Origin of the sequence: Moraxella lacunata (assembly GCF_002027545.1) — a bacterium.
GTDB lineage: Bacteria > Pseudomonadota > Gammaproteobacteria > Pseudomonadales > Moraxellaceae > Moraxella > Moraxella lacunata.
The window spans coordinates 1-25,956 of the sequence record NZ_MXAN01000015.1 but is presented as its reverse complement, the minus strand read 5'-3'; the positions used below and the strand labels follow the sequence as shown (position 1 = coordinate 25,956).

The window sequence follows — 25,956 nt, the reverse complement described above, 5'->3', positions numbered from 1 at the left end:
TTAAATGTATATCACCATTGGAAAAAATAGAAGGTGCTACATGCCTGACGAATGGCAATTTACTGCTTATCAGGTTTTAAATATTCATATTGATGACTCTAATATGATTGGTAAGCCATTTTGTCTAAAAGATAATCAAGAAAAAATAGATTTGATTAATACGGATAGAAACGGCAGGTTGTTAAAACATTGGTTATTGCCTTATGATAAACACATTAAACCAACGGCTGGCAATGTTGATATTGGATATGAAACAACAAATGGCGTGGTTAAAGAAAGAATTGTTATTTTGCCGTCTATTTTGGACAAGAAAGAATTTCAAGAAATGGCAAAAATGATTGGTGATGTTGTATTCAATTGCCATTCTTTTACTCGTGCCGATGTTGCACAACAAACCAATCAAGGCATTAATCAGGGTGGAAATAACAATGGGGCTAGTTCGCAAAAACAAGGTGGATATTCTGACTATATTTTAGAGCAATTGCCAAGTTTATTTAAAGTGTTGGAGCATCATATTCCAATCATTGAAAAATCTCCCAGTCTTAGTATGCGAGCGGTCAAAAAAGAAATTCAAATTCATAAATCAAATAACCCAAAAGATTTATTGGCAAGAAAATTACAGCCAAATAAAAAAATTACCCTAAGTTATGGTAAGTCTTATGATGATTATAGTCCAGAAAATAAATGGCTGGGTTATATTATCTTTAAAGTATTAACCAATTTGGTAGAAAATTTACTTGTTGGACTTCAAGAATATCAAAAAAATAATACCTTTGAATATCAAAACAACACCCATCATAATGAAACAGTCAAGAAAATTAACGAAATTAAACATAGATTGGATAAAATAAAGTCCAATGATTTTATCAAAAAATTTGACTTAAAATTAAATAGACCACCACAAATTACCACAAGATTGATAAAATCAAAAGGTTATGGAGAAATCGTAAGAGCTTATCAAGAAATTTTTAATGAAAATTTCTTGAAAGCCTTTGAATTTTATAACGATGTCACCACCGCTTATTCTAGTGGATATTTGGATAATTTATCCAATATTTATGAGCATTGGTGTTTGGTGGTTTTATATGATAATTTATTAAAACTTGGTTTTAAACCTGATGATGATTGTCGGTTGGAAAATGTCATTAAATTGCAAGATGATAATTTGGTAATTCCAAGTGAAAGCGTGTTTGTATTGGAAAAACCATTTACACAAGATGAAAAAGGTAAGTCTCTTGATAAGATTGTTATTGAACTACATTATGAACCAAAAATTAACAAAAGAAATAATAAGGGATATTATACGCCTGATATTAAGATAGATATTGTTGCCCCAGAAGAACGAGTTTATGGGATAACGAATTTTTCAGTCATTTTAGATGCAAAATTTAAAAAATATGAAAGAGATTATAATAGATTGGTGGAAAATTTGGAGAACAGAACAAATAATTTTCTCAATATTCGTGATAAAATGCTGTTTTTAAGTGACATGATTGGTGTTTCAATGTACAAATATCATTATGATTTAGAAAAGAAACCAAATATGAGTATGATTTTACATCCAAATAATGAAAGTGATAAATTTTTATGGCGTGGAGAGTTGAATTTTAAGAAATTTTTGTTGGATTCTAATATTTTAAAAAATGACAATTTCAATTTATTAAAAGAAGAAATTCAACAAGAAATGGATTGGGGTAATATCTCTGAATACATTGAAAGTCAAGTTTCCCATAAATTTGGCACTTTAACATTAAGACCGAGCCAGTTGGGCAGAGACATACGCCGATTATTTGCCATGATTTTTTATTATCATATGGGATTAACGAGCTTATGTTTGGGATGTGGCAGAGAATTGCACGAAGAAGATGAGTTTTTTGTCAATGAGTTTGATGATGAAATAAAATACACAACAAAATGTCAAGAGTATCAACAACGATTACAAAATCGTTTGCCGACAAAAATCGCATGGAATAGATTTAATCCAAATACTGCATTTAGAGCTGTTTGTAAGGACTGTCATACTAATTGGCGAGTGTCTTTTTGTAATGGCAAAGATGATAGAAATAATGGTGTTAGAAATACAATACACTATTATGAACCAAATAAAGAAAACCGTATTATTAAACTTGGTATCAATGATGAAACTGGCTATATACCCATTCATCATAAAACAAATGAAGGTACATATTGTCCCAAATGTTTTGCGATGAAAAGATCTAGCCATTTAAATGTTGGTGTGGATAATATTTTTCAAAACAACACATTACCAACGAATTTTTCTTATGATGAAGAATCACCTTTTTGATGGGTGGTATATTAATTTTAATTCAATAAAGAAGGCATCCTATGAGTACAATCCTATTTGAACTTGGCACCGAAGAGTTGCCCCCAAAATCCCTAAAAACCCTACAAAATGCCCTATACGACCATGTCAAAACGGCATTGGGCGAGCAAAACATCGCTTTTGATGACATCAAGGCATACTCTGCTCCACGTCGGTTGGCACTACTTATCAAAGGCATAAGCGACTATCAGCCCGACCGCACCGAAACCAAAAAAGGCCCAAATATCAAGGCAGGTTTTGATGCCGATGGTAATCTGTCTCGTGCAGGGCAGGGCTTTTTGCAGGGGCTTAACGCCAACGGCTTAAATCTCACCAAAGACGATTTAATCACAATCAGCGACAAAAAAGGCGAATACATCGCTTATACGCTTACTATCAAAGGCGAGAAAGTTACCGACCTGATACCAAGCCTTATCCAAAAGGCGTTGGACGATTTGCCGATTGCCAAACGTATGCGTTCTGGGGTGAGCAAGGATGAGTTTGTCCGCCCTGTGCAATGGGTGGTACTCATGGCAGACGATACCGTAATTCCTGCACACATTCAAGGGCATGACACAGGCAGGCAGTCTCGTGGTCATCGCTATCACGCCCCTGATTTTTTTGTGATTGACCATGCCGAGCATTATGAAAGCCTGCTTGCCGAGCGGTTTGTGGTGGCGGATTTTGCCAAACGCCAAGCGGATATTGTCGCCCAAGTCCACAAACTCTCCGATGAGATTGGTGCGACCGCCATTGTCCCTGATGAGTTGCTGGATGAAGTTACCGCCCTTGTGGATTATCCTGTTGCCCTGCGAGCAAGTTTCCCCGAGCGTTTCTTAGCCGTTCCCCAAGAAGCCCTTATTAGCACCATGCAAGCTGATCAAAAATATTTTTGTCTAACAGATGATAAAGGCAAACTAAAACCCAACTTTATCTTTATTAGCAACATTGACAGCAAAGACAAAGAAGCGGTGATTTTGGGCAATGAAAAAGTGGTGCGTCCACGTCTGTCAGATGCCGAATTTTTCTTTTTACAAGACCAAAAACGTCCGCTTACTGACTTTGCCGAAACCCTAAAAACCCGAGTGTTTCAAGACAAACTTGGCACAATTTGGGAAAAGGGCGAACGTATTGCCAAATTATCCGCCTTTATCAGTGAAAATTTGCACTCACATGGCTGGCAGGTATCAACCGATGATGTGGTACGAGCAGGGATTTTGGCAAAGGCAGATTTGGCGACCACATTGGTGGGCGAGTTTCCCGAGTTGCAAGGCATTGCAGGGACGTATTATGCTTATAAATCAGGTGAAAAAGCAGAGGTGGCAGAAGCCATTGGTGAACAATATCTGCCCAAATTTAGTGGTGATGAATTGCCCAAAACACCAATTGGCATCGCTCTTGCCTTGTCCGATCGCATAGATACATTGGTGGGGATTTTTGGAATTAATGAAGCTCCAACAGGTTCAAAAGACCCATTTAGCCTAAGACGGGCAAGTATTGGTGTTTTGCGTATTTTGATTGAAAATAAATTACCGTTAAATCTGGCAAGCCTTGTGGGTGAAGCCATCAAAAATTATGGCAATAAAATTAATAACATGAGCGAAACCTTTAACGCTGTGATGGCATTTGTGAGTTCACGTTATCGTGCCATGTATACCGAACAAGGGGTGGCGGCAGATACCATTGCAGCGGTGCAAGCGATAAATCCACACATGCCCTTGGATTTTGATGAGCGTATCCATGCAGTGCAGGCGTTTCGTGCATTACCACAGGCACAAGTGCTGGCAGAGAATAACAAACGTGTTGCCAACATTCTTGCCAAAGCTGATGATGTGGGCGAGAATATAGATGAGAATCTGTTGACCCAGATGGCAGAAAAGAGATTGTATCAGGCGATTTTGAGTGCCAAAGAGACGGTAAAACCCTTGCAGGATAAGGCGGATTATCAAGGGGTATTGACCGCCTTGACCGCCTTGGCAAGCCCATTGACCGACTTTTTTGATAATGTCATGGTAAACGCCGATGATGAGAATCTTAAAAACAACCGCCTAGCCTTGCTTGGGCAGGTGCGCACACTATTTTTGAGCGTGGCGGATATTGGGGTGTTGCAAGGTTAAACAAGTCTTGCCAAAAACCAAAACTCTATCGCAATGATAGGGTTTTTGATTAACTCTACTAGACAACTAAAAAATACACCCCATGACATCAGCAAGGGGTGGATTTTGTTTAGCACTTATTTTTGATTGATTTTTGCCATCGCTTTTTCGTAGAACTCATTGAATTTGTCTTTGGCGGTGTGGACAAATTCACTGTCGGCCTGCTCATCAATCATATCACTAATTTTGGAGAACAGCTCTTTGGTTTTGGATTTTTGATAAACGGGCAGTCTTTGGCAAACTTCGCTAACTTTGGCACGCACTTCGCTGATAACCTTTTCATCGCCTTTGGCGTCCAAAATATCGCACACCCAGCCCGCTAGCTCCACGCACTCAGCTTCTTTAAAACCACGAGTAGTAACGGCAGGTGTACCAAGGCGGATACCGCTTGTTACAAAGGGTGATTTGGGGTCGTTTGGCACGGAGTTTTTGTTCACGGTAATGTGAGCGTCCCCAAGCCATTTGTCCGCTTCTTTGCCTGTAATGCCTTGCTTGATAAGGCTGATTAGCATAAGGTGGTTTTCGGTACCGCCAGACACCACGTCATAGCCACGAGCGATAATCGTGTCCGCCATGGCTTTGGCGTTTTTGACGACTTGTTGTTGGTATTCTTTGTATTCATCGCTCATCGCTTCTTTAAAGCATACCGCTTTGGCGGCAATGGCGTGCATTAAGGGACCGCCTTGTGTGCCTGGGAAGACGGCTGAGTTGAGTTTTTTCTCAATCTCTTCGTTGGCACGGGCGAGGATAAGACCCGAGCGAGGGCCTCGCAAGGTTTTGTGGGTGGTGGTGGTTGTTACGTCCGCAATTTGCACGGGGTTTGGGTACACGCCTGCCGCCACAAGTCCTGCCACGTGTGCCATATCTACCATGAGATACGCACCGACTTCATCAGCAATCTCACGAAACTTTTGCCAGTCCATAACTTGGCTATATGCCGAAAAGCCAGCGATAATCATCTTAGGCTTATGCTCACGGGCTAGGCGAGCCACTTCATCATAATCAATCAAGCCGTCATCGGTAATACCATAATGCACGGCATTGTAAGTCTTGCCAGAGAACGACACGCTTGCCCCATGTGTCAAGTGTCCGCCGTGGGCAAGGCTCATGCCAAGCACAGTATCGCCTGCTTCTAGTAGGGCAAGGTACACGGCGGCGTTGGCGTTAGACCCTGAGTGTGGCTGTACGTTGGCATAGTCCGCCCCAAACAACTCTTTGGCACGGTCAATCGCAATCTGCTCAATCACGTCTACGTGTTCACAACCGCCATAATAGCGTTTGTTGGGGTAGCCTTCGGCATATTTGTTGGTAAGGTTTGAGCCTTGGGCTGCCATGACAGCAGGGGAGCAGTAGTTCTCACTGGCGATAAGCTCAATGTGGTCTTCTTGACGCTGTCCTTCGGCATCAATGGCGACAGCAATCTCAGGGTCAATGGCGTGTAGGGAGATGTCTTTGAACATAAAAAATCCTTAGGTTGGAAAGATTAGAAATGAAGTGGCATAAATAAACATGCTAAGTGTATCATATTTTGTCTAAAATGGTAGGGGTATTTTTTGGGGTAAGAACGATTGTTTTAACCTTTAAAAGAAAAAACAAAAAAATCAAGACAAATACCCCATAATATGATAGATTAACCTGTTTTTGATAATTATTTTTTTGAATAATTACTCTAAAATAAACATTATTTTATATCATTTCAATAATTCATGGGGAATGCGTATGCTAACCTTTATTGGGCTTGCGATTATCGTGATAATCGTGGCACTTCTTTTGACCGAAAAGGTCTCGCCTGTGATTGCGATGGTCATTGTGCCACTCATTGGGGTATTGGTGGCAGGCTTTGATTTAGGTCAGGTCAAGGATTTTTATACTGATGGCACACGTTCGGTGATCCAGATTGTCATCATGTTCATTTTTGCCATTTTGTTTTTTGGCATCATGAGTGATGTGGGGCTGTTTCGTCCGCTCATCAATGGTTTGGTTAAGCTCACTCGGGGTAACATCATTGCCGTGAGTGTCGGCACGGTGTTGGTGTCGGTGGTGGCACAGCTAGATGGAGCGGGGGCGACCACGTTTTTGCTTGTTGTACCTGCCTTGTTGCCTTTGTATAAAAAATTGCACATGAACCCTTATATGCTGTTTTTATTGCTGGCGGCCAGTGCCGGCGTGGTCAATATGCTCCCTTGGGGTGGCCCGACAGGACGGGTGGCGACCGTGCTAGAAATGGACGTAAACGAGCTGTATCAGCCTTTGTTTAGTGTGCAGGTCATTGCTTTGACGTATATTGTGGCGTTGGCGGTGTTTTTGGGTTTGCGTGAAAAAAGACGTATTACCAAAGAATTTGGCACGTTGCCTGATGTGGGCGAGCTTATCGCCCCTGCCCAAATGACGGACGAAGAGACACGCCTTGCCAAACCAAAGCTGTTTTGGGTCAATGTGGTGATATTTATCCTAGCGATGGCGGTGCTATTTTCGGGCAAATTGCCCCCTGGTTATGTGTTTATGATTGCCACGTCGGTGGTGCTACTCATCAACTACCGCAATCCCAAAGAACAGCTTGAACGCATTAACGCTCATGCAGGCGGGGCGATTATGATGGCAAGCATCATCTTGGCGGCAGGGACGTTTTTGGGGATTTTAAAGGGAACGGGTATGCTTGATGCCATTGCCAATGATTTGGTCAAAATCCTGCCAAATGCCATGTTGCCATACCTACACATCATCATCGGTATGCTGGGCGTACCCTTGGAGCTGGTACTTAGCACGGACGCTTATTATTTTGGGCTGTTCCCTGTGGTGGAGCAAATCACAAGCCAAGCAGGGGTCGCCCCAACATCGGCAGGCTATGCCATGCTTATTGGCAGTATCGTGGGGACGTTTGTTACGCCACTATCGCCTGCGTTATGGATGGGCTTAGGTCTTGCCAATTTGTCTATGGGTAAACATATTCGCTATTCGTTTATGTGGATTTGGGGCTTGTCGGTGGCGATTTTGGCAAGTGCGATTGTCATTGGGGTCATTCCTTTGGCATAAGGCTAATATCAGCCAACAACAACCGCTCAATGTGATTTGGGCGGTTTTTATTACAAATTTGTCTTTCCTGCCGAGAATTTTTATGAAAAATCCGTCAAAAACACTTCCTGCACCAACACCGCTCGCCCTTGCCAATCATAAACCGTATTTCGCCCCCAATGTTCATTATTATCAAAAAAGTAAGTGCGTTTGTGGGGTAGATTTTTATTGTGCTTAAACATGACATAGCCAATCGGCGTGCGTTTTAAGTGGCGTAGGCGTTTGGCATTGCCGACTAGGCTTGTCAAGGGAAATACGCTTTTGGCACGCACCCATGCTTTGTCATCATCGCCAAACAGCTCCACTTCACGCACCCACGCAAGAGTAGGGCGGTGGATGGGCAGTCCTAAGAGTTTTTTGGTGGCAAAGTCAATGGTTTGATGACCTTCATGCACCACATTGACACGCAAGGCTTGCCCTGCTCGCTGTTCTAATAAGGCGGTGAGCGAGCCGTGAGAATACAGATAAGGGGCTAGGGTGGTGGGCGGTGTGGTCATGATAAATTTTTGTGAAATTTGGCAAATTTTAGCACAAAACAATACGCAATAGGATAAAAACGGATGATTTTTGAGATGTTTTGTTACAATTTGGCAGATTTTTCAAAAAATTTTTATAAAAAATCAAACATCATCATCAAGACAATTTATACACCCCATTTTGATAAAATAGCCCCACTTTTCAAAGGGTTATCACATCGCCTGCCTTAATTATCATCAATTTTTATAATGAAAAACCCAACATCATTTTTTTAAAAAATAGTCATAATTTAAGCAGACTATTGGATAAATGCCAAACTTTTGGGTATGCTAGGCACATGAAAAACAAACGAGCAATACAGATGGTTTTGCATTGCTTTTTTCATAAGTTGGCAGTTTTGTCATTCACGGTCCTAGACCCATGAACCTATAAGGAAAATTATCATGACTTACCAATCCGCCCTAGAACACGTTCGCAACGTTAAAGCCAAATTAGGTGGCACTTGGGACGCTATCCGCCCAGAAGATGCCGCTCGCATGATTGTCCAAAACCGCTTCAAAACAGGTCTTGACATCGCCAAATACACCGCAAGCATTATGCGTAAAGATATGGCGGAATATGACGCTGACAACTCCAAATACACCCAATCACTCGGCTGTTGGCATGGATTTATCGCCCAACAAAAAATGATTGCCAACAAAAAATACTTCGGCACCACCAATAAACGCTACATCTACCTATCAGGCTGGATGGTTGCCGCCCTTCGCTCTGAGTTTGGTCCTTTGCCTGACCAATCCATGCACGAAAAAACTGCCGTGCCAAAACTGATTGAAGAGATTTACACTTTCTTACGCCAAGCAGATGCCAAAGAACTAAACGACTTGTTCCGTGCCTTGCAAAAGGCTGAGCAAGCAGGCGATACCGCTAAGGTAAAAGAGCTAGAAAGCCAAATTGACAATTTTGAAACCCACGTTGTGCCAATCATCGCTGACATTGATGCAGGTTTTGGTAACGAAGAAGCGACTTACCTACTTACCAAGCAAATGATTGAAGCAGGTGCGTGTGCCATTCAAATTGAAAACCAAGTATCAGATGCCAAGCAGTGCGGACACCAAGCAGGTAAAGTTACTGTACCACACGAAGACTTTTTGGCGAAAATCAATGCCGTGCGTTATGCGTTCTTGGAGCTTGGCGTGGACGAGGGCGTGATTGTTGCCCGTACCGACTCAGAAGGTGCTGACCTTACCCAAAAAATTCCTGTAAGCCGTGAACCCGGTGATTTGGCAAGCAAATACATCAGCTACCTAGAAACCACCGAAATTGACATCTCAGAAGCTAAGGAAGACGAAATTCTTATCAAGCGTAACGGCAAGCTACACCGCCCAACTCGCCTAGCTTCTGGCTTGTATCAGTTCCGTGAAGGCACTCAGCATGACCGTGTGGTGCTAGACTGCGTAACTTCGCTCCAAAACGGTGCGGACATGATTTGGATTGAGACCCCAACCCCAGACGTGGCAGGCATTGCAAGTTTTGTTAATGACATCAAAAAACAAGTCCCAGACGCCAAGTTGGTGTACAACAACTCACCGTCATTTAACTGGACAATCAACTTCCGCCAACAAGCCTATGACCGCTGGGTTAGCGAGGGCAAAGACGTATCAGGCTATGACCGTGCCAAACTTATGGACGCTCAATATGATGACAGCGAGCTTGCTCGTGATGCGGACGAAAAAATCCGTACCTTCCAAGCAGACGCTGCCCGTGAAGCAGGTGTGTTCCACCACCTAATCACGCTACCGACTTACCACACCGCCGCTCTATCTACGCACGAGTTGGCAAAAGGTTACTTCGGTGATGAGGGTATGCTTGCCTATGTCGCTGGCGTTCAGCGTAAAGAAATCCGTGATGGTATCGCTTGCGTGAAACACCAAGCCATGGCAGGTTCTGACATTGGCGATGACCACAAAGAGATTTTCTCTGGTGAAAATGCCCTAAAAGCAGGTGATGCGAGCAAGAACACCATGAACCAATTTGGCGGTTAATAGACCTGCTAAATAAAAGAAACGGTGTTTTGCTGTTAAGGTAGAACACCGTTTTTGTTTAAAATTTAATAAACGATAATGCAAAATGGTATTTTATCAATAACGGGCGTGTGCAACACGCCCCTACAATATCACATTATCTAAATGAAACCTATATTTTTAAGGACAAAATTATGGCTACCCAACGCATTACCAAAGGCTCGCTTGCCATTGACAAAATTTTATTTGATTTTATTGAAAATGAAGCCCTGCCTGTCGCCAAACTTGACAGCGACACTTATTGGAAAAATTTTGAGCAGGTCGTTCTTGATTTGACCCCAAAAAACAAAGCCTTGCTTGCTCGCCGTGATGAATTGCAAGCCAAGATTGACGACTGGCACAAAAACAACGCCTATGAATTGTCATCTTACAAAAATTTCTTGACCGAAATCGGTTATCTTGAACCCATCGTTGCCGATTTTGAGATTAGCACCCAAAACGTGGACGATGAGATTGCCACCATTGCAGGAGCTCAGCTTGTCGTGCCTGTGCGTAACGCCCGTTATGCCCTAAATGCAGGTAACGCCCGTTGGGGTTCGCTGTATGACGCATTGTATGGCTTTGACGTGATTCCTGAGACAGACGGAGCTGAAAAAGGCAAAGGTTATAACCCTGTGCGTGGGGCGAAGGTTGTGGCATTTGCCAAGAATTTTCTTGATGAAACATTCCCCCTAGCGGACGGCTCGCACGCTGATGTAACGTCTTACACCATAAAAGACGGTAAATTATCTGCCAAAATTGACGATAAAGTAACCACTTTAACCGAAAATAAAGTAGTCGGCTACAATGGTACGCCTGACAATCCTAGAGAAATTATCCTAAAAAACAACGGCTTACACGTCATTATCCAAATTGACCCAGAAAGCCCAATCGGCAAAGACGACAAAGCAGGGGTCAAAGACGTGGTGCTAGAATCTGCCGTTACCACCATTCAAGACCTAGAAGACTCTGTGGCGGCGGTAGATGCCGAAGAAAAAGTAGAAGGCTATCGCAACTGGCTTGGGCTAATGAAAGGCGATTTGTCCGAAACCTTAGAAAAAAATGGCAAAACCATTACCCGTACCCTAAACGCTGACCGCACTTATACTGACTTAAATGGCAATGCTAAGACCCTGCACGGGCGTTCGGTCATGCTACTTCGTAACGTGGGGCATTTGATGACAAACCCTGCTATCCTAGTGGGTGGCGAAGAGATTTTTGAAGGGATTATGGATGCACTTATCACGCCCATGCTCTCTGCCGTTGACATTCGTGGCGAGAATACCTTGCGTAACTCTCGCACAGGCTCGATGTATATCGTCAAGCCAAAAATGCACGGCTCGGACGAAGTGGCGTTTGCCGTTGAGCTGTTCTCCCGTGCCGAAGAAGCCATTGGCTTGCCCAAAAATAGCCTAAAAATGGGCATCATGGACGAAGAGCGTAGAACTTCTGCCAACCTTAAAAACTGCATCGCCCAAGCCCGTGAGCGGACGATTTTTATTAACACCGGCTTTATGGACAGAACGGGCGATGAGATTCACACCGCCATGCACGCAGGGGCGTTTGTGCGTAAGGGCGAGATTAAGGGGCAGGCGTGGTTTGGGGCGTATGAAGAGCGTAACGTCTCAATCGGTCTAAAAGCAGGACTGCGTGGCAAAGCCCAAATCGGCAAAGGCATGTGGCCTAAGCCTGATGAGCTTGCCGATATGTATCGCACCAAGATTGAGCACCCCCAAGCAGGGGCAAACTGTGCATGGGTACCGTCTCCAAGCGGTGCGGTGATTCACGCCATTCATTATCACAAATGCAATGTCATGAACCGTCAAGAAGAGCTTGCACGCCTTGCCACGCCTAGCCTTGATGACCTTTTGACCATTCCACTTGCCACCAATACCAACTGGACGGCGGACGAAAAACGCCGTGAACTTGAAAACAACTGCCAAGGCATTTTGGGCTATGTGGTGCGTTGGGTTGATTTGGGCATAGGCTGTTCCAAAGTGCCTGATATCAACAACGTGGGGCTTATGGAAGACCGTGCCACCTTGCGTATCTCATCTCAGCACGTCGCTAACTGGCTCGCTCACGGTATCGTAACTGCTGACGAAGTGTGGGACACCCTAAAACGCATGGCAAAAGTCGTGGACGAGCAAAACAAAGACGACCCTGCCTATCGTCCGATGTCGGCTGATTTTGATAATAATATTGCCTTTGTCGCCGCCGACCTTATCTTTAAGGGAGCGACCGAGCCGTCTGGCTATACCGAGCCACTGCTACACAAGGCAAGATTAAAGCTAAAAGGCTATCAAGGCGACTGATAAACCGCCCTATGGCCAATCAAAAACCCCAAATTAGTTTGGGGTTTTTGATTGGGTGTGATAAAGAGATTGAATTATTTAAAAATGGTTTAGGTAAATTTAGAGGGTTTGTATTTATAATCGCAGAACTCTAAAATTACCACAAATTCAATGACGCATCGGTGTAGGGGCGTGCTGAGCACGCCCTATAAAATCTTCGTATCATCAAGGGCGTGTGCAACACGCCCCTACAAATATTGCTGTGGTAAATATCAAGTTCGCTAGGTATAGATAAAAAAGTCAATATTTGAATACCATGTAGCTTCAATTGCGTCGGGATTTTACTTCAAATATTGACTTTCAAACTAATATTACAGCAAGTGTAAAATTAAGTCAATAAATTTCTTGTCAAATCATGGTTTTATTAGGTTTGTCAAAAACCCAAATCACAACCTTGCCAACCACAAATTCACCCCAAAGCCAATAAACAAACAGCCCACGCCCACCATTGCTAGTGTCATTATCATCGGGCGAGAACCAAAAGTATCCACCAGTTTTTTGCCACTAAATACCAAAAGTAGCAAATACAAAAAGCTGACAAGTTGCAAAATCACCGCCAGCACAAAAAACGTCAAAAACGGCTTATCATAAGTCGGGCTGACAAATTGCACAAAAAACGATAAGAAAAACAAAATCGCCTTGGGGTTGGTAAGGCTAAGTGATAGCGAGCGGTAAAAATAGTTTTGTGATTGGACTTTGGGTGGATTAAAACTTTTACCCGCAATGGCGTGGCGGTTTTTGAAGGTGTGATACGCCCCAATGATAAGCCGTGTCCCCAGATACGCCAAATAGCACCCACCGATGAGCTTGATGACATCAAACACCGCAGGGTAGAGTTTGAGTAGCGTCCCTGCCCCAAAGACGGTTGCCAGTATGAGTATCGTATCACCCACCAAAATCCCCGACATCGCCCCCATGCCCGCTCGCCTGCCTTGGCTTGCCGACACCGATAGGCAGTATAGGCTGTTTGGGCCGGGTAAGATGATGATGATAATTACGCCAGCAAGGTAAGTGGCTAGGTCTGTGATGCCGAACATGAAATTTTACTCAAAAAATAGGGGTGATGAGATTTGATTATATTGGGATTGGGGGTGTGCTTGCCGTCGATAATATTTTATTAAAAACCAATGAAAAACTAATGATTTGCTTTATTTTGTATGAAAAACGGACGATTCCCCCGTTTTTTAACAGATGTTTTCATTGTAAACGCCAAAGATAAGCACGCCCTAATCAATCGGTAAATGACGGCGTCGCTTTTCTTGTTTGATTGCATCCCAAAGCGCTTGCCATTGCTGTTGTGCGTCGGGGTGGTTCACGTTAATGGGCTGGATGTTCGGTAAACGTGTTTGAATGGTGTAATCACGCAATTTTTCTGTGGGGTTATTACGCAAACGCCACTTGCCGATGTAATCGCCCGTTTTTAAATTCACACTGTCTTCACCTGCACCTTCATTGGCGGCGGTGCCCGCAGCCCAAAAATCGTAACCAATCACTTGCATTTGATTGCTGCTGCGATTGTAGGCGTAATGGTAACTTCTGCCATGTCGCATCGCATTGCACGAGACGATGAAACCCACACGGGCGGTGCGTAAATTTGGCGGTTCATCGCAGGGATTGTATTGGATAATCACTTGTTTTTGGCTGGATAATTTAATATGAAAATCATCATCTTGTAACCAAATGTGGTCAGGCTTGCCATCTCCGTCCAAGTCTTTGTTAATGGACTGTTCTGTGGCGTAGGCATGGTGGCTTAGTAGGGTTAATAAGCCGATAAGTGCATATTTTTTCATGATGTTTTCCTGTTTTGTGTTTATGCCGTCTGAAAATTTCATGGGTTTTTAAAACATCAGCCAAATGATTGTAGGTCGGATTCTTGAATCCGACAAATGTTTTGATTGTATATACTGTTGATTAAAATTGAAAAATGTCGGATACGAGTATCCGACCTACGCTTAATGAACGATCAGCCAAACACATAAGCACACTCCAACACGGTTTGTGCCTTGCCGTTGATAGTAACGGGCAACAGCTCCGCTCGCAGGGTTTCGTGTCCTTCCAAAACGGGATTGAAATGTTTGCGTGGGCGGTATTTTCCTGCCAGAACACGCCGTGCTTGTTCAATCGGGGCATTCAACAGCAATCGCCTGTACTCAACACCTGCGGTTTCCAGCATAAATGTTTGGCTGTAATGCACCACAGGCAAGCCGTAATAATGCCCCGTGAGTGCCAGCCGTGTTTGGTCAAAATGGTGTTGTTCGCACGCATCCCATATTTTGTGGAATGACACGTTTTTGGCGGCTTGGTTGCGGTATTTTTTAGGTAAATCAATATCTTGAGTTAAATAAAATTGTCCGTTTGCTTTTACGTCAATTAAGCTCAAGCTGTTGGTAAATGCCGCCAATGCTTTGCTGTCATTGCAACCATCTTCCCAAGATTTGAACAAGCCCGACCAATCCGCAGGGGCGGCAACAGCAAGCGGGGCGGTTAAGCATAAAGCCATACTGAATAAAAGTTTTTTCATGATGATGCTCCGTTGAGCGGAGATGAATTTCTAATATTTTCAATAAAATCAAACAATTTTTTTTGGATTTAATAATTTGCCCTATTTTTCAGGCTGCCTGAAACATCATTTTCTGCAAATAATCTTGGCTACTTCTTGCCCATTGAGTTCAACATTGACCCAACCTTTGATGCCTTCCATTCCCGATTCTCGCACTTCGTAAAACCAGCCGTTTGGTTAGTAAAACAGATAAACATTTTGAATGCTGCCATCTACCCTTAATTCGCCGTTGGTCAAAAACAAATCAAGTTTTGCGCGTGATTTTGACCGTGCGGTGTAATGGTATTGTTCGCCGTGTTGGGTAATGGCGACTTGTATAGTGGATTCAATTTAAATCAGGACAAGGTGACAGCGACCGCCGTGTACACCTAGTACATAAGGGAGCAGGCAACGCTGTACTGGTTTAAATTGAATTCACTATATTTTGTTATTGCTGCTGCGGCAATAGAAAATGTCTTTGCCAGCAGGTGCGGCTTGGGCGGTCAGCATCAGCGAAAAAAATGATAAGAAAATATATTTTTTCACAATGTTATCCTTTCAGGCTGCCTGAAAAAATCAGAAACAACGGACGAATTTATCATTATCCCAAAAATCCATTTTGCCCGTGTCGTGATTGTGTTCCCAGTAATGAGAATGCAGAATGCCATCTTGCAAGCGAAGTTCAAAATCGCGTGCTGGGTCGGGATGACGGCTTAATCCTGAATATTTTGCCGTACCTGCAATATGGTTTGGCGTGTATTTTTTGCTGAAACGCAGTTGAGTAAAAATTTCGCGCTGCTCTGCATTGCCATTATGTACATAATGTAAACGCTGTTTATCAACTGTCAGCATAATCAGATAAGGCGATGTTTCATCTGATAACGACGTAGCGATATCATTGTGTTTCAAAGCATGGCAAGCTACCTGCGCGGTTTGGTTGTCAATAGGAGAACCGTGTTGCGCCACCCATTGTCCGTGAAAAGCAGACGGTATATCTTTGGCGGCAGCCTTAAAAGCGCATAAAGATAAGATGCTGATTAAAATGATTTTGTTTATGAAATTCATCATTGCTTTCCTTTTTTAGCAAATGCAGTATCCAACCTTTAAAATGAAATCAATTCATTTGTCGGATTCAAAAATTCGATTTACTTCGACTGTGTTTGATAATACGCCCCTTTCAGGCAGCCTGAAAACTTAATAAAACGTGCTGTTCATCGGCAATACTTCGCGCAATTTGCCGTTTTCAAACACAAACAACACCGCATAAGTCCCCGCGCCGTCTGAATTCCAAGCGATATAATGTATGCGTTTGCGCTTGGCATCATAAGTGCAAATGTGGTCTATTCCCTTGCCGCTGCCTTCAAAATAAGGGTTAAACAAATGTTCAAACGCGCTGGGCGCAATGCGGTGGCGGTTGTCGTTTTGCACCAGTGTCATCGCTGTGTAGGCGGTGTGCGGTATGGCGCCATCTGTGCCGAACATGGTTTTGCCTTTGTAGGTGAGCAAGATTGGATATGAATCATTCAATTTTTTGCCGCCAAAGTGTTTTTTATTGGCTGCATAATCAAATTTATCCATTTCCACATACAGTTGCGCGTGCTGATTGATGCAGGAAAAACCACGCGAGCTGGCTTGGTGGCTCATGGTGGGGAACTGGGCGATATTTCGCAAGCGCGATTGATGCAGCCAGCCGTCTTGGACTTGGTTTTTGCTGTTGCGGTATTGCACAAACACCCAGTCGCCCACAGGCGGTTCTGCTTCTGGCGGCACCAAATAAACAAAAGCACCGTTGCCAATGCGCGTGATAACACGGCTTTGCGTATTGGCTTCGGCACGTAGATTGACATAGCCATCGGCATCGCTCACTTCAGCAAAATCGGCTTGGGCGGTGGCTGTGGTAAAAAACAAAGCGATGAAAAAGGTTTTTCGCATGATTTTATCCTTATTGGATTGTCTAAAAATTATTTGCAAACCATCTCTGAAACAGTTTTGCCATGCCGTGTTACCGTTACCCGACCTTTGATGTACTCTGATTCGGCGGCATCACGCACTTCATATTGCCAGCCGTTTGGACGCGTAAACGTGTAAACCGAATGCAAATACCGCCCTGTGCCGTCTATGCGGACATCGCCGTTTTGCAAAAACAAATCGGGCGTTGCACGCGATTTTGACCATGCGGTGTAGTGGTAGTCGTTGTCATGGTTGCTTACGACGATGTTGATTTTGTCGCTGCGACAGATAAACTTGTCTTTGCTTTGGTGTTTGCCACAAAAACGGTATTTTTGTTTGAATGCGGTTAATTGCTTGTCGTCTAAGGTGAATGTATCGGTGGGCATGGACTAAATGATTTGGTCATCGTCATTGTCATCTATTTCTTCGTGATGCCATTTGGCACGCAGTTGTTGCGGTGTGGCGGTAAATACTTTGTCTAGCGTACAGCTAGCACGGTATTGCGAGATTTTGTGTTGCTTGATGCTCCACCAGCGTGTGGTTTCGCCGTTTTGGTATTCTTCGCAGCTTTCGCCTGCTTCCACCCATTTGCCCTGAAACACAGTAGGGATTTCGTTTTTCGGGGCTGCCTGAATGCGGGTGGCAGTGAACAATAAAGCCAATAAAATCAATGGTTTTTTCATGATTAAATCTCTCCAAGATGGGTGGTTTATGCCCAACCGTTTGAAAAAGTCAGTCATCCGTAGATTTGGTATAATCCACCAATTTTAAATTTAAACTTACCCATCTGCAAATCCTAAACCTTATAATTCGTCGGGTCTTTTTCATCTTGCTGGCCAACATCATCAAAAAACGCCTTTAATACATTGTCCCGAGCGGTGTGATAATGGGTGAATTTTTGGCAGGTGGTGGACAGGTCGCCTTGCCAAGCAGGTATCACGCTTTTCATCTTGCCAAAGCGGTTTGGCACATCAGGCATGGTTTTGGCAAATTCTACCGCACGCAGGGCATCATCACGGCTGTTGCACACCAGTGCTATGTCGCACCCTGCTTCTATGGCGGATTTGACCCGAGCGGTTACGTCCCCTGCCACATGGGCTGCTTTCATGGATAAATCGTCCGAGAACAGCACACCGTCATAACCCATTTTATCCCGTAAAATCTCTTGTAGCCATACTTTTGAAAAACCAGCAGGTTTGTCATCAACTTGACTAAAAATGACGTGGGCAGGCATGAGAGCGGATAGTTTGGCAAGGTTATTTTTAAAACTTACCAAATCACACCCCCAAATCTCATCTAGTGAGCGATTATCCACCGCATCGGATACGTGCGAATCGGGGGCGATAGAGCCATGACCGGGGAAGTGCTTGCCGGTGGCTTTCATACCCGCATCATTCATGCCGTCTATAAAGCGTGATGATAGGGTGGTAACGGCTTGCGGGTCGGCATGAAAGGCACGGTCGCCAATGACAAGGCTACACCCATTGATGTCCATCACAGGGGCAAAGCTAATATCCACGCCCACCGCCAACACTTCGCACGCCATCAGATAGCCTGTGTCATAGGCAAGCGATAGGGCAAGCTGTTGGTTGTCATCATAAATCTCGCCCAGTCGTCCCATCGCGGGCAAGGGCGTAAAACCGTCCCTAAATCGTGCCACCCGTCCGCCTTCTTGGTCGGCACTGATGATAAGGTTTGGGTTTATCGCTCGCATGCTGTCGGTCAAGGCTCGCACTTGGGTAGGGTTTGCCACGTTGCGTTTAAATAAAATCACCCCGCCTAAGGCATCATTTGCCAAAAATGCCTTGTCGTCGTCGGTGAGCGTCAAGCCGTCCACGTCCGCCATGATGATACCAGTTGCCATAAATCGCCCCATAAGAATTGAAAAGGCTTATTATGCCATGAAACCGCAAAAACGCCACAAAATCTGTGTAACTTTTCCCAAAAATCATCACAAAATAAAGACACACAAGTAATAAAGATATGTTATGATAAGTCATTTTTAATTTGTCAGTTGTGACAACCGTGTTTGGAAGTACTATGATGTCAAAAAAACAACTTTTTTTATCAGGGGTAGCAACAGTCATCGCAGGCGGTTTGTTTGCCCAAAGTTATGTAGGCGTGGCGATGGCACAGGACAAAGTCGGGTTTGAGCCGACTGCCGAACAAAAAGTCACCGCCCGTCAAGTGTCGTTATTATTGGACAAAGCCCATTATCTAGAACAGCCCCTAAATCAGGAAATGGGGGCAAAAATCTTGACCATGTACTATGACCAGCTTGACCCATCACGCACGCTGTTTTTGCAGTCGGACATCGATGAGCTAAATGCCAAATATGCCGATAATTTTGCCGAACGCCTAAAACGTGGCGACTTGTCGGCAGGGATTGAAGTGTTTGAGCGTTATCGCACACGTTCCAATGAGTATTATGATTTTGCCAAAGAATTTTTAAAAACCGATGTCAATCTAAACACCGACAAAACCATCGTGCTAGACCGTGAAGAAGCCCCACGTTTTAAGAGTGTTGATGAGCAGCGAGAGTTTTGGCAAACGCAGACCACCTATGCACTCATTGGGCTAACACTTGGTCAAGAAGATGATAAAGCAAAGGACAAGGCATTTTTGGACAATCCTGAGTTGGCTCGGGGTCAGGATTTGGTGCGTGGCGATGAGCGTACGCCCACTGAGATTTTGCTTAACCGCCTAAACCGTCAGCAAGAACAGCTTGCCCGCCTAAAAAATGATGAAATCATGGAAACGATTTTAAATGCGGCGACCTTGACTTACGACCCACACAGCAACTATTTTGCTCCTGTGCAAGCCAATGAAATGCAAATCCAGTCAAATTTGCAATTAGAAGGCATTGGCGTATCCATTCGTCCCGACCGCAAAAACCCTGATTATATCCGTATCGTGAGCCTAGTGGACGGGGGTCCTGCTCAAAAAACAGGACAAGTCCAAGCCAATGACTTGATTTTGGGGGTTGCCCAAGATGGCGAGAGCATGGTGGATACGGTCGGATTTAGCACCCGTGAGATAGTGGCACTCATTCGGGGGGCAAAAGGTACATCTGTTACCATTCGTGTCAAACAGCCCAACACGCCTGACAGTTCGGCTCGTACAGTTACCATCGTGCGTGACGTCATCAAACAAGAAGAGTCAGGGGTACATCACCGCGTGATTGAAGTGCCTTATGATGGTGGCATCAAGCGTGTGGGTGTGTTAGAGATTCCCAGTTTTTATCTTAACTTTGCCGCACGTCGTAGTGGGGCAGGGGCGGACGAGTATCGTTCGGTGAGCTTAGACACCGAAAAAGCCATCAAGGCGTTAAATGAGCAAAACATTGATGGTATGGTGGTGGATTTGCGTAATAACCCTGGTGGCTCGTTAGATGAAGTCGCCAAAATGCTGGGGCTATTTATCAAAGAAGGGCCTTTGGTGCAAATCCGTGATAACAAAGGCAACGTGCAGGTATTTGCGGACAAAGACGGTGGTAAACAGCTCTATGCAGGCGAGATGGCAGTGCTTATCAATCTAGGCTCGGCATCAGCGTCAGAGATTTTCTCGGCGGCGATTCAAGACTATGGACGTGGACTGGTGGTGGGCAGTACGACCACGGGCAAAGGCTCGGCACAGGTACAGCGTGATGATTTGGCACTCGGGTCGATGACGCTCACACAGCGTAAATTTTATCGTATCACAGGCGGTAGCACCCAAAACAAGGGCGTGGTGCCTGATGTGCCACTGGTGAACATCTATGAAGGCATTGAGTTTGGTGAGCGTGAGTACAAAAACCCCTTGGAGTGGGACACCATCAAAACCACGCCATTCATGGCACATGGTAAATATTCTAAGGATTTGATGGCATCGCTCATCGCATCATCAAAGGCACGCCAAGAGAGCAATCCGCAGTTCAAATACCTAACGGCATTGAACGACATTCGTGCCATGGATGATGACAAAAAACCTGCCAATGTGGACATTGACAAACGCCGTGCCAAGCGTGACCTTATCGAGCAAAAAACCTTGGCTGCCGAAAATGCCCGTCGTCAAGCCATGGGCGAGACCCCATTTACCGACTGGTCGATGTATCAGGCGAGTATGGACGCCCTGGCCGAAGAGCGTAGCTTGATGAAAGAAAACGAACGCCCGCAACTGCCCGAGAGTGAAGCATTTGTCATCGAAGCGGCGACCTTGATGTTTGAAGCCAAAGACAAAAAGACATTGGTGGAGTAATGCAAGGATAAAAGCAAGGATAAAAGCAAGCAAAGATAAAATAAAGCATGGCGGTTTGTCATGCTTTTTTACCAAATTTTATCGTTATCCCCTAGGATTTTTATCAAAACTTGGTTATAATAAAAAAGATTTTGACCGACAAAACGGCAAAATTACGAACTTATTCATCCATTTATTTTAAGGAAATATCATGGCTATTGAACGCACACTTTCTATCGTAAAACCAGACGCAGTGGGTGCCAACCACATCGGCGAGATTTTCTCTCGCTTTGAAAAAAATGGTCTAAAAATCATCGCTACCAAGATGAAACATCTATCAAAAGAAGAAGCCGAAGGTTTTTATGCTGAGCATAAAGAGCGTGGTTTTTTTAATGACCTAGTGGCATTCATGACCTCAGGCCCTGTGGTGGTGTCTGTCCTAGAAGGTGAAAATGCGGTACTTGCTCACCGTGACATCCTAGGTGCGACCAACCCAAAAGAAGCAGCTGCTGGCACCATCCGTGCTGACTTTGCTACCAGCATTGATGAGAACGCTGCTCACGGTTCTGACAGCACCACATCGGCTGAGCGTGAGATTGCGTATTTCTTTGCCGATAACGAAGTTTGCCCACGCACTCGTTAATTTTGCCAAGCAAAAACTGTTAAGCAAAACTGCTAAGCAAAAAAACCGAGCCATGATAGATGGTTCGGTTTTTTATATAAAAAATCCGCCAAAAATTAGTCAAAAACCACCGTTTTATTACCATCTAGGATGATACGGTCTTCTAGGTGCCATTTGACCGCACGAGCCAACACTTCACGCTCAATGTCTCGCCCAAGTTCTCGTAGCTCTGCCACATCAAAGGCATGGCTAACACGCTCCACGCCTTGCTCGATGATGGGGCCTTCATCAAGCTCGCTTGTGACATAGTGAGCGGTCGCCCCGATGAGTTTGACCCCTTTATCAAAGGCTTGTTTATAGGGGTTTGCTCCCACAAAGGCAGGCAAAAATGAGTGATGAATGTTGATGACTTTACTCTCCCACTTATCGACAAAACTTGGCGTAAGAATTTGCATATAACGAGCCAGCACCAGCAAATCATTGCCCTGCATGACTTCATCGATTTTGTCGTAGGCTTCGTCTTTGTTGTCTTTACCAACAGGAATATGCACAAAAGGAATGCCAAAGCTTTCAACATCGGCACGCAAATCTTCGTGGTTGGAGACGACTTTGGTAATCTGACAGGGCAATGTCCCACGGCTATAACGCCACAAAAGTTCTAACAAGGCATGGTCTTCTTTGGATACCAAAATCCCCATTTTTTTGACATCAAAACTACAAGACAACCGCCAGCTCATTTGGTATTTGTCAGCGACATTTTTGGCAAAGGTGTCAAGCAGGGTTTGCTTTTTGTCTGCCAAATCTTCCACATGAAATTCTACTCGCATGAAGTATTTACCGCCATAGGCTTCGGTCGTGTGTTGGTCAAGCGAGATGATGTTGGCCCCGTGATGATATAAAAAGCCTGATACCGCTTGGACAATGCCTGCTTGGTCGGCACAAGTTACCAAAAGTCGTGCAATGTTTTGATTCATGGTCTTACTCTGTTTTCATTAAAAAAGTGCTAATTTTACCACCATATGAGCCCGATGGGGGAATTTTTTGGTAAAAGATGTTATTTTGGATTTTAAAATGGGCTGTGTTGATTTTTCTAAAAAACTTCCTGCAAAACCAGTTTTCCGTTCGCCCTGAGCCATGCCTGCGGGTGGCGGAAAACCGTCATGGGCAGGCATGGCTCGCCATGACGGTTTTTTAATTCGGGGTTTTGCAGGAAGTCTAAAATAAAAAAGGATTTAAAAGTCGTTTAACCTTTAAATCCTTGGTGTAACCAAAACCCTAGCCCAATATCAAACTGTCATCCGCCACTTTCTCGCCACGGGTTTTTTCAAACATGTCGAGCAGGTCTTGAACATTCATACCAAGACGTTCATCGCCTGAGACATCAAGAACTACCTGCCCTTGATGGAGCATGACGGTGCGTGTGCCGTGGGCTAACGCCTGAGCCATCGAGTGCGTGACCATGAGTGTGGTTAGCCGACCTTCATTCACGATTTTGTCGGTGAGTTCTAGGACAAAACTGGCAGTCTTAGGGTCAAGGGCGGCGGTGTGTTCGTCCAGTAGTAGGATTTTAGATGGTTGTAGGCTTGCCATCAGTAGGCTGACTGCTTGGCGTTGTCCACCTGAGAGTAGCCCCATGCGGTCGGTTAGGCGGTTCTCTAACCCTAGATTTAAGATGGCAAGTTTGTCACGAAACAGTTCACGATTTTTGCTGTTTAGGGCAGGAAGTAAGCCACGCACGCCCCCACGCTTAAAGGCGAGAGCCATGTTCTCTTCGATGGTCAAGGCTTCACAAGTGCCTGCCATCGGGTCTTGAAACACACGGGCGACCCAGTGACTGCGTTTGTGCGTGGGTTTTTTGGTAACGTCCGTGCCATTTATCACAATCGAGCCAGTATCGGGGCGTAAGGCACCGCTTACCGTGTTTAGAAAAGTGGATTTGCCTGCTCCGTTGGTGCCGATGACGGTCACAAATTCGCCATCGTTGATGTGCAAAGACAGCCCACGCAAGGCAGGGTTTTCGATGGGTGTGCCAGCATTAAAGGTCAGACGTAAGTCGTTTGCTATCATCATGAGACACCCCCTGTTTTGGCAGATTTTTTGCCCATGCCAAATGCACTTAGGGCTTTTGAGCGAAATTTGGGTAAAATCAGAGCAATCGCCACGAGCAGGGCGGTCACTAGGTTCAAGTCCTGTGGCCCAAAGCCGATACTGCGTAAGGTTTGGCTAGATAGGGCGATTTGGATAAATAGCTTGTACAGCACGGCACCGATGACCACCGAGAGCGTGATAAGAAAGATTTTTTTGGCACTTAGCACGGTCTCGCCGATGATGACTGCCGCCAGACCGACCACGATGGTGCCGATGCCCACCGAAATATCCGCTCCGCCTTGGGTCTGTACGAATAACGCCCCTGATAGAGCAATCAAGCCGTTACTAATCGCCATGCCAAGCATGATGGTAAAGGAGGTGTTAATGCCTTGGGCTTGTGCCATTTTTAGGTTGGAGCCTGTGGCACGCATGGCAAGCCCTGTCTCGGTGCTAAAAAACCAGTCAAGCAGGAGTTTGACCACAACCACAACTGCCCCTGCGACCAGCACACGCACCCACATGCCATTATCGCCACTGATAAAGGGGGTAAAAACAGTCGGCTCACCAAGTAGTGATAGGTTAGGGGCGTTCATGATACGTAAGTTTACCGAATACAGAGCGGTCATGATCAAAATACCTGCCAGTAGGTGTAATATGCCAATCTTGACATTTAGCCATGCAGTCACAACCCCTGCCATCATGCCTGCCATCATACCAAAAAGACAAGCCACCCAAGGGTTAAAGCCTGCGATGATGGATACTGCCGCCACCGCACCGCCCAAGGGAAAACTACCGTCGGCGGTCAAATCAGGAAAGTCCAAAATGCGAAACGATATGAGCACCCCAAGTGCCATGATGGCATATATCAGTCCGCTCTCTAACGCCCCTAAAAAGGCAATCAATGACATATCTGCTCCAATCAAAACAAAACACACGCCCACGATTTGGCGTGCATTTTGTATTTATAAAATAATTATCTAAAAGGTGCTTATTCTACCACTGTTTTGGCTTTATCCAAAATGGATTGTGGTACGGTTAAACCCTGCTCGCTGGCATTTTTCTTGCTGACCATCAAGTCAAGCTCGCTGGCACTGTACACAGCGATGTCGCCTGCTTTTTCGCCTTTTAGGATACGAGCGGTGATTTTGCCTGTTTCTAGTCCCAGACCATGCTAGTTCACGCCAAGAGCAACACTCGCCCCACGCTCGACCACGCTAGGGTCAGATGAGACAAGGGGGATTTTACCTTCTTTGGCGACTTTGGCAAGGGCTTCATAGGCATTGATGACGTTATTGTCGGTTGATGTATAAATCACGTCCACTTTGCCAACCAAACTTTGGGCGCTCATGGCGATGTCTGATGATTTTTGGGCAGGGGCTTCAACGATGGTAATGCCTTGGGGTTCGGCGATGGCTTTTAGGTTACGCAAAGTCACGGTGGAGTTCACTTCTCCCTGGGCTATACACAAACCCGATGTTTTTGACGCTAGGAATCAGCTCTTTGATAAGGTCAATCTGCGGTTCAAGTGGTAGTACGTCCGATGCCCCTGTTACGTTCGTGCCAGGGCCGTCTAGTTTGGGTACCAGTTTGGCTTCCACAGGTTCGGTCACGGCAGAGAATACCACGGGAATGCTTGTGGTGGCATTGACGATCGCTTGGGCAGATGGGTGGCGATGGCGATGATGGCGTCAGGGTTGTCCGCCACGAACTGCTTGGCGATTTGTCCTGCGGTGGCAGGGTTGCCTTGGGCGGATTGGAAATTGACCGTTAGGTTCTCGCCTTCTTTAAAGCCTTCGCTGGCTAGGGCTTCAAGCGTGCCTTGACGAACAGCGTCAAGTGCAGGGTGTTCGACGATGGCGGTAATGGCAATCGATTTGCTCTCGGCAGTCGTCGGGGCTTGGGCGGTCTCGCTTTGGCTGGCAGGTTTATCGCCACCACAGGCAAACAGTAGCGAGCAAAGCGTGCTCATGCCGATAAGTTTGGGAAATTTGGCACTGATGGTCGCCATGACAGATTCCTTGTGTAACAATATGATGACTTTTATTAAATCTCTTTCCAAACTAAAAGTAAACCCTTATAAGTATTGGGGTTGAAGTTTTT

Annotated in this window: 20 protein-coding genes and 1 pseudogene; 7 read left to right on the top strand and 14 right to left on the bottom strand. The window is 44.9% G+C overall.

Annotated features, from left to right (window positions below):
* The first annotated feature begins 40 nt into the window (after positions 1–40).
* Positions 41–2,305 (top strand): hypothetical protein, encoded by a 2,265-nt coding sequence (locus B5J94_RS03190; RefSeq protein ID WP_062498320.1) that lies wholly within the window; start codon positions 41–43, stop codon positions 2,303–2,305.
* 41 nt (positions 2,306–2,346) lie between these two features.
* A complete protein-coding gene (gene glyS / locus B5J94_RS03185; RefSeq protein WP_062498319.1) occupies positions 2,347–4,440 on the top strand; it encodes a glycine--tRNA ligase subunit beta in 2,094 nt (697 codons plus the stop codon).
* Positions 4,441–4,556: 116 nt separating this feature from the next.
* Here the strand turns inward: glyS and glyA are convergent, their stop codons facing one another.
* Positions 4,557–5,939, bottom strand: a complete 1,383-nt coding sequence (gene glyA, locus B5J94_RS03180; protein WP_062498318.1) for a serine hydroxymethyltransferase — start codon at positions 5,937–5,939, stop codon at positions 4,557–4,559.
* A gap of 259 nt (positions 5,940–6,198) precedes the next feature.
* Between glyA and B5J94_RS03175 the strand changes: the two genes are divergently transcribed.
* Positions 6,199–7,512 carry a CitMHS family transporter gene (locus B5J94_RS03175; protein ID WP_062498317.1) on the top strand — a complete coding sequence of 438 codons (1,314 nt, stop codon included), beginning with the start codon at positions 6,199–6,201 and terminating at the stop codon, positions 7,510–7,512.
* Between the two features lie 80 nt (positions 7,513–7,592).
* On the opposite strand, the gene B5J94_RS03170 is transcribed toward B5J94_RS03175, so the two are convergent.
* On the bottom strand, positions 7,593–8,048 hold the full coding sequence (locus B5J94_RS03170; RefSeq protein WP_062498316.1) for a chorismate--pyruvate lyase family protein: 456 nt from the start codon (positions 8,046–8,048) through the stop codon (positions 7,593–7,595).
* 420 nt (positions 8,049–8,468) lie between these two features.
* Between B5J94_RS03170 and B5J94_RS03165 the strand changes: the two genes are divergently transcribed.
* Both B5J94_RS03165 and B5J94_RS03160 read left to right on the top strand, forming a co-directional pair.
* On the top strand, positions 8,469–10,070 hold the full coding sequence (locus B5J94_RS03165; RefSeq protein WP_062498315.1) for an isocitrate lyase: 1,602 nt from the start codon (positions 8,469–8,471) through the stop codon (positions 10,068–10,070).
* 173 nt (positions 10,071–10,243) lie between these two features.
* Entirely contained in the window at positions 10,244–12,403 is a 2,160-nt protein-coding gene (locus B5J94_RS03160) for a malate synthase G (protein ID WP_062498314.1), read from the top strand.
* 425 nt (positions 12,404–12,828) lie between these two features.
* Here B5J94_RS03160 and leuE read toward each other — a convergent pair whose 3' ends face one another.
* The 8 genes from leuE to nagZ all read right to left on the bottom strand — a co-directional run bounded on the left by leuE (position 12,829) and on the right by nagZ (position 18,795).
* Positions 12,829–13,479, bottom strand: coding sequence for a leucine efflux protein LeuE (gene leuE / locus B5J94_RS03155; protein WP_062498313.1), 651 nt, complete (start codon positions 13,477–13,479; stop codon positions 12,829–12,831).
* Between the two features lie 189 nt (positions 13,480–13,668).
* Complete coding sequence (locus tag B5J94_RS03150) at positions 13,669–14,232, bottom strand: hypothetical protein (protein WP_062498312.1); 564 nt, start codon at positions 14,230–14,232, stop codon at positions 13,669–13,671.
* Between the two features lie 173 nt (positions 14,233–14,405).
* On the bottom strand, positions 14,406–14,963 hold the full coding sequence (locus tag B5J94_RS03145; RefSeq protein WP_062498311.1) for a hypothetical protein: 558 nt from the start codon (positions 14,961–14,963) through the stop codon (positions 14,406–14,408).
* Positions 14,964–15,557: 594 nt separating this feature from the next.
* On the bottom strand, positions 15,558–16,049 hold the full coding sequence (locus tag B5J94_RS03140; protein WP_143821888.1) for a hypothetical protein: 492 nt from the start codon (positions 16,047–16,049) through the stop codon (positions 15,558–15,560).
* Between the two features lie 126 nt (positions 16,050–16,175).
* A complete protein-coding gene (locus B5J94_RS03135) occupies positions 16,176–16,913 on the bottom strand; it encodes an SH3 domain-containing protein (protein ID WP_062498309.1) in 738 nt (245 codons plus the stop codon).
* A gap of 29 nt (positions 16,914–16,942) precedes the next feature.
* On the bottom strand, positions 16,943–17,317 hold the full coding sequence (locus B5J94_RS03130) for a hypothetical protein (protein WP_062498308.1): 375 nt from the start codon (positions 17,315–17,317) through the stop codon (positions 16,943–16,945).
* A 3-nt stretch (positions 17,318–17,320) separates the two neighbouring features.
* Positions 17,321–17,614 (bottom strand): hypothetical protein, encoded by a 294-nt coding sequence (locus B5J94_RS03125; RefSeq protein WP_062498307.1) that lies wholly within the window; start codon positions 17,612–17,614, stop codon positions 17,321–17,323.
* A 113-nt stretch (positions 17,615–17,727) separates the two neighbouring features.
* Positions 17,728–18,795, bottom strand: a complete 1,068-nt coding sequence (gene nagZ / locus B5J94_RS03120; RefSeq protein ID WP_062498306.1) for a beta-N-acetylhexosaminidase — start codon at positions 18,793–18,795, stop codon at positions 17,728–17,730.
* 179 nt (positions 18,796–18,974) lie between these two features.
* Here nagZ and B5J94_RS03115 point away from each other — a divergent pair, with 179 nt between their 5' ends.
* Together B5J94_RS03115 and ndk are read left to right on the top strand one after the other, a co-directional pair.
* Positions 18,975–21,167, top strand: coding sequence for a carboxy terminal-processing peptidase (locus B5J94_RS03115; protein WP_062498332.1), 2,193 nt, complete (start codon positions 18,975–18,977; stop codon positions 21,165–21,167).
* A 190-nt stretch (positions 21,168–21,357) separates the two neighbouring features.
* Positions 21,358–21,789: a nucleoside-diphosphate kinase gene (ndk, locus tag B5J94_RS03110; RefSeq protein ID WP_062498305.1), complete on the top strand. Its 432-nt coding sequence runs from the start codon at positions 21,358–21,360 to the stop codon at positions 21,787–21,789.
* Between the two features lie 95 nt (positions 21,790–21,884).
* On the opposite strand, the gene purU is transcribed toward ndk, so the two are convergent.
* From purU to B5J94_RS03085, 4 genes and pseudogenes are all read right to left on the bottom strand, one after another.
* Positions 21,885–22,742, bottom strand: coding sequence for a formyltetrahydrofolate deformylase (gene purU / locus B5J94_RS03105; protein ID WP_062498304.1), 858 nt, complete (start codon positions 22,740–22,742; stop codon positions 21,885–21,887).
* A 301-nt stretch (positions 22,743–23,043) separates the two neighbouring features.
* Positions 23,044–23,838: an ABC transporter ATP-binding protein gene (locus tag B5J94_RS03095; protein WP_062498302.1), complete on the bottom strand. Its 795-nt coding sequence runs from the start codon at positions 23,836–23,838 to the stop codon at positions 23,044–23,046.
* On the bottom strand, positions 23,835–24,764 hold the full coding sequence (locus tag B5J94_RS03090; protein ID WP_062498301.1) for an ABC transporter permease: 930 nt from the start codon (positions 24,762–24,764) through the stop codon (positions 23,835–23,837). The genes B5J94_RS03095 and B5J94_RS03090 overlap by 4 nt, the downstream gene beginning before the upstream one ends.
* Before the next feature lie 80 nt (positions 24,765–24,844).
* Positions 24,845–25,825, bottom strand: a pseudogene (locus B5J94_RS03085) (ABC transporter substrate-binding protein).
* Positions 25,826–25,956: the final 131 nt, after the last annotated feature.